Origin of the sequence: Micromonospora sicca (assembly GCF_003172935.1) — a bacterium.
Lineage (GTDB): Bacteria > Actinomycetota > Actinomycetes > Mycobacteriales > Micromonosporaceae > Micromonospora > Micromonospora sicca.
Genome location: NZ_QGKS01000273.1, coordinates 1 through 5,608 on the forward strand (window position 1 = coordinate 1; position 5,608 = coordinate 5,608).

At 71.7% G+C, this 5,608-nt stretch carries 4 protein-coding genes; 2 read left to right on the forward strand and 2 right to left on the reverse strand.

The features are described from left to right. Position 1 precedes the first annotated feature (1 nt). On the reverse strand, positions 2 to 1,234 hold the full coding sequence (locus tag DKT69_RS22080) for an RNA-guided endonuclease InsQ/TnpB family protein (RefSeq protein ID WP_109803425.1): 1,233 nt from the start codon (positions 1,232 to 1,234) through the stop codon (positions 2 to 4). 23 nt (positions 1,235 to 1,257) lie between these two features. Between DKT69_RS22080 and tnpA the strand changes: the two genes are divergently transcribed. Together tnpA and DKT69_RS22095 are read left to right on the forward strand one after the other, a co-directional pair. Further along, positions 1,258 to 1,638 (forward strand): IS200/IS605 family transposase, encoded by a 381-nt coding sequence (tnpA, locus tag DKT69_RS22085; protein ID WP_109803426.1) that lies wholly within the window; start codon positions 1,258 to 1,260, stop codon positions 1,636 to 1,638. Positions 1,639 to 2,194: 556 nt separating this feature from the next. Then, complete coding sequence (locus DKT69_RS22095; protein ID WP_109803427.1) at positions 2,195 to 2,722, forward strand: DinB family protein; 528 nt, start codon at positions 2,195 to 2,197, stop codon at positions 2,720 to 2,722. A gap of 63 nt (positions 2,723 to 2,785) precedes the next feature. Here the strand turns inward: DKT69_RS22095 and DKT69_RS22100 are convergent. Further along, positions 2,786 to 5,608, reverse strand: a 2,823-nt coding sequence (locus tag DKT69_RS22100; protein WP_201749792.1) for a M36 family metallopeptidase, incomplete at its 5' end; no start/stop codon positions are given.

Consider the following 5,608-nt stretch of genomic DNA (forward strand, 5'->3'; position numbering starts at 1 on the left):
CCTAAAGGGCGGAGATTCCCTCCACGCTGCGTGTGGAACACGCGGTGTGCGGGTGGATTCCTGCTTCTCGGCGTGGTGCCGGCACGGGTGCCGGTCTTACCTGCGCTCCACAGGCGTTTAGGCTCTCCCAGCGTCCCTGGGCGAGGATATTGATCGCCGCGTTGACGTCCCGGTCGTGGACCGCCCCGCATGGGCAGGTCCACGACCGGACGGACAGCGGTTTGGGTCCGTCCAGCCGCCCGCACGTAGAGCAGGTCTGCGATGTGGGGACGAACCGGCCGATGCGGCGGAAGCTGCGCCCGTACCGTGCGGCCTTGTACTCCAACATCGCCGTGAACGATGCCCAGCCGGCGTCGTGCACCGACTTCGCCAACCGGGTGCGACCGAGACCGGTCACGCACAGGTCCTCGACGTACACCGCTTGGTTGTCGCGGATGATCCGGGTCGAGAGCTTGTGCTGCCAGTCCCGCCGCGTATCGGCCACCCGGGCGTGCGCCCGGGCGACCTTGACGACGGCCTTGCTGCGGTTGTTGCTGCCCGGCTGCTTGCGGGACAGGTCCTGCTGCAGTCGGCGCAGCGTGCGGGCCGCCCGGCGCAGGAACTTCGGCGCGGTGATCTTCTTGCCGTTGAACAGGACCGCGAAGTGGGTCAGGCCCAGGTCGATACCCACCTCGGCGTCGACCGGCGGCAGCGGGTCGTCGGTGTTGGCCACCACGAATGAGGCGAAGTACCGTCCGGCCGCGTCGCGGATGACCGTGACCGAGGTGGGCGCGGCCGGCAGTTGCCGGGACCACCGCACCGCCAGGTCGCCGATCTTCGGCAGCCGGAGCCGGCCGTTGTCCAGGACCTTGAACCGGGCGTTCGCGGTGAACCGGATCGCCTGCCGGTTGTCCTTGCGGGACCGGAAACGAGGCGGAGCGACCTTGCGGCCCTTGCGCTTGCCAGACAGCGAGGCGAAGAAGTTCCGGTACGCGGCGTTCAGGTCCGCGAGGGCCTGCTGGAGCACCACCGCCGACACCTCGCCCAGCCACGCCCGCTCCGGCGTCCGCTTCGCCTGGGTGATGACCCGCTTCGACAGGTCGCCGTCCGACAGGTACGCCTCGCCTGCCTCGTGGGCCTGCTGACGTGCGCGCAGCCCATCGTTGAACACCACCCGCGCGCACCCGAACGCCCGCGCCAGCGAAGCCTGCTGGCCTGGGGTCGGGTAGACGCGGTAGTTGTACCGAAGCTGCACACCAGACAGCCTGGCATCGGCATATGACAGATGTCAGAAGCCTCCGCACTGCCAGGCACTGGGTCTTCGCCCTCCACGCCGACTTGGTCTTCGTCACGAAGTACCGGCACACGGTGTTCACCGACCGGCACCTGGCCCGCCTGGAAGACAGCACGCCGGCGGTGTGCGCCGACTTCGACACCGAGCCGGTCGACTTCAACGGCGAGGACAACCACTCCCTGGTCAACTTCCCACCCACGGTCGCCCCGTGGAAACTGGTCAACAGCCTCAAGGGCGTATCCAGCCGCCGGCTGCGCCAGCAGTTCCCCGACCTCGTGGCCCACTACTACCACGCCAACCGGCTCTGGTCGGGCTCGTACTTCGCCGGCTCCGGCGGCGCACCGCTCACCGTGCTGCGCCAGTAGACGAGCAGCAAACCGGCCAGGTTAGAGCACGCTCGGGCCTAGGCGGCCCTCCTTCACCCCCGCGCTGAAGGGCGGAGCACTGGCCCGCACCCTGGTAGTGGCGGCCGCTCCAGGTGTACGAGCCCCGGGTGGTCGGAAAGCCCTTGGCCGCCCAGCCGGACCGCGCGGTGCGGGCGTCCGCCCAGCGGGTCATCGTGCAGGAGCCGTAGACGCCCGCCTGGGCCGGTTCGGCGAGCTTGGGTGACACCACCGACGGGCCGCCGAGCGCGGTGGCGACCATGGCCGTCAGCAGGGCGAACGCGCCGAGGATGCGGCGCGGGTGGCGCGGCGCTGAGTCGCGAGCGTGGTCAAGAGGATCCTCCCCGTCCTGATGCGACGAGATCGATCCATACCCACTCTCGCGATCGCGCACCAGTCTGGTCGTGATCGTCGCCGACGTACAGCCCCCGCACGGAAACGGATCCGCAATCCACGATGAACATCTCTTCCGCCGAGCCGTCCGGAACCGGCTCGCCCGATCGTCACCGTGGTGCAGCCGAACCAAGGAGACGAAGCCATGCCCGACCCGATGCCGCAGCCGTCACCGGACCCGGAGGCCGCACTGCTGCTGTCTCACCTCGATGCTCAGCGCGACCACGTGCTGGGCATCCTGGAGGGCCTCGACGAGGACGCCCTGCGGCGGCCGGTGCTGCCATCGGGATGGAGCTGCCTCGGCCTGGTACGACACCTCACGGTGGACGACGAGCGATTCTGGTTTCGCCGGGTCGTCGCCGCCGAGCAGGACCTGCTGGACCGACCGGACGACGTCGTCGAGGACGCCTGGCGGATCGGGGCGGACGTGTCGAGCGCCGAGGTGTTCGGCCGGTACCGGCAGGAGATCGGCCGGGCGAACTCCATTATCACCGCCAGCGCGTTGGACACCCCGCCGGCCTGGTGGCCCACCGACCTGTTCGGAACCTGGCGGCTGCACGACCTGCGGGAGGTCATCCTGCACGTGATCACCGAGACCGCCTGCCACGCTGGCCACCTCGACGCGGCCCGTGAACTCATCGACGCCCGGGCCTGGCTCGTCCTGTCGGAGTAGACCCCGCGGACCGGACGTGCGGGTGGGCGGATCACCGCCCACCCGCACGTCCGGCTCAGCCGGTCACTGGGCGAACGCCTGGAACTCCGCGATCCGGACGTTGTTCGCCTGGACGCTGGCGGTCGCGCAGTCGGTCGCCGCCCGCGGGTCGGCGTCCTGCTCACCGGCGTAGTCCGGTGTGCCGGTGCACTGGTTGGTCACCACCTCGACGCGCAGGTGGGTCGCCTCCGTCCGCGGGATGTCGAAGGACCGGATGATCAGCTCCGGCGCCCGGGGCCGCGGCGCCACCGACGGGAAAGCGTCCGCCGGGCTGGTCCAGACGGCACGGAAGTCGGCCGCGTCGGCACAGGTGACCGTGCCCGTCGCCGTGCACGCCAGCACCCGGAACTGCCGCAGCGCCGAGAACCGGCTCTGCGTACCGGCGTCCGGGTCGCCGGCGACCGGCGGCCGGAGCATCGCGCTGACCTGCACCCGGCGTACCTGTCGGGTGCCGCCGGCCAGGTCGACGGTGACCTGCCGGCCGGCGACCGGGCTGCCCAGCGAGGCCCAGTTGGTGGCCTCGTCGTCGTCGGCGATCTTCGCGAGGTTGATCCCGTCCCCGCTGACCGTCGCGCCCGAGCTGGTGGACGCCAGGTTGCGCCGCACCTTGACCGGCAGGTCGCGGACCTGACCGGCCTTCACGGTGACCGGGCCGACCCGGACGTGCCCGTGCCCCGGCGCGCGGACCACGAACTCGTACGTGCCGGGGACCAGCCGCACTCGGTCGGTGAGCGGGGTGGCCGGGTCGGTGTCGGCGACCGGCACCGCGCGGGCCTGGTAGCGGCCCACGTACAGCTGCGCCCCGGGCACCGCCGCGTCCTCGTCCTCGGGCGCGAACGTCAGGGTGGCCTCGTTCGCGTACGGGGAGGTGAAGCTCGGCGTCGGGTTGACGTCGCCGTTGCCGACGCTGGCCGCGGTCTCGCCGAGGCCGCGCGCCGCGAAGGCGTTCCAGAGCAGGTCCTGGTTCGCCCCGCCGAAGCGGATCCGGTCGGCGGCGAGCATCGCGTCCCGGGCGTCGACCATGCTCACCTGGCTGACCGCCATCAGCAGGAACGAGTCGAAGACGAGCTGAATCCAGCGCCGGTTGCCCGGGCAGGCGGTGACCGGCGTCGCGCCGTTGGCGCAGGACTTCTGCAACGCGGCGTCGCCCGCGCCGTACCGTCCCATCATCGCGGCCCGGATGTCCGCGTTGGTGGCGCTCCACACCTCGCCGGAGGCGTGCACCTGGAGGCCGACGAAGTCGTAGTCGATCGCGCTGTAGTTGAGCGGGCTCGCGCTCATGTTGTAGTTCCGGATGCCCGCGTCCGGGTCGCCGGTGGTGTATTCGCCGATGGTGAACCCGCGCCGGCCGGGCGCGGCGTACCCGTGCTCGTACAGGTACTCCATCGCCAGCTGGTCCGACCAGCTCTCGCTCATCCCCTGCGGGGAGCTGACCCCGGCGTTCGGGCCGGCGATCATGCGGTTGCTGATCGCGTGCCCGTACTCGTGGGCGATGACCGACATGTCGAAGTCGCCGTCCACGCAGGGCGCGTAGAACGAACCGGCGATCGGCTGCCACAGGTACATGTTGGTGTTGGGCGCGACCCCGTCGGCCGGGGTGATCTGGTTGGCGTTGTCCCGGGCGGCGAAGTTCGGCGGGCCGCCGCTGATCCCGCCGGCCTGGGCGTTGCCCTGCTCGGCGTCGGCGCCGAGGCCGCTACGGCCGAAGTTGTCCTGTTGCAGGTTCCAGGTCGCCTCGGTGAAGCCCAGGTGGTACGACCAGTCGTGCATCCGGTTGTGCATCCCGAACAGGTTGGCTCGGGCGGCGTCGATGTCGTTGGCCTGCGGCGAGGTGAAGGTGTCCGGGCTGCACTTCTGCTCGTACCACTGGTTGGTCCAGGGGTAGGCGTAGGTGCGGTCCGGCCGGGGCGTGGCCGTCTCGGTGCCCACGCTGAACGGGTCGTTGCTGTTCCAGTTCTGCACCGCGATGCTGTTGTTGCCCTTGGTGGTCCGGGTGGACGCCCCGGTGGCCGGGTCGACGTCCCAGGGCAGCGGCGAGGCCGACGTGCCGACCACCTCGTCGCAGCCGGCGGCCGGCTGGAAGCACCAGCCGACCCGGGTGTCGGCCGACGAGTGGTCGGTCGACGGGGAGTTCGGGAAGACCTCCCACTGCGGGTTGTCCGCCTCGTGGTCGACCAGGTCCTCCCGGACCAGCACGCTGCCGTCCCGGGCGTCCACGTAGGTGGAGAAGGCCGCCGGGTCCGCGCCAGTGAGGTCCGCGCCGAGGATCACCTCGTACGCGGCCCGCGCGCCCCGGTCGGCGGTCGGCACCGCGACCAGCGAGGCACGCAGGATCTTCGGGTCGGTGAGGCCGGCATCGGTGGCCGCCGCCCGCTGCGCCTGCTCGGCGCTGATCGTGGCCGGGGCCGGCGCGCCGCCGTCCCGGGCGAGGGACGAGCTGACGTGCCACACCGCGCCGTCGCGGACGCCGACCGCGAGGACGCCGTCCACCGCGGCAGGCAGGTCGCCGAAGCGCTGGCGGAACAGCACGGTGGCGCCGTCACCCATCGGGGCGACGGTCAGCTGCTCCAGGGCCTCCGCGCCGTCGGCGGTCAGCCCCAGCAGGTCCCGGTTGGCGGCCACGTACGCCCGCGCCGCGGCGGCCGGGTCGGCGGCCAGCCCCGTGGCCAGCGGCTTGTCGGTGGCGGTCAGGGTGGCGGGGGTGCCGAAGGTGCTCCAGCGGGCCCGGGCGCCGAGCGCGGCGGCCCGGTCGCGCTGCCGGGCGGTCGGGGCGATCCGCCCCTGTCGGTTGTCCTTGGCCTTGGTGTCGTGGCGGTCGCCGGGCAGGTCGCCGGGGCGGGCCTGGGT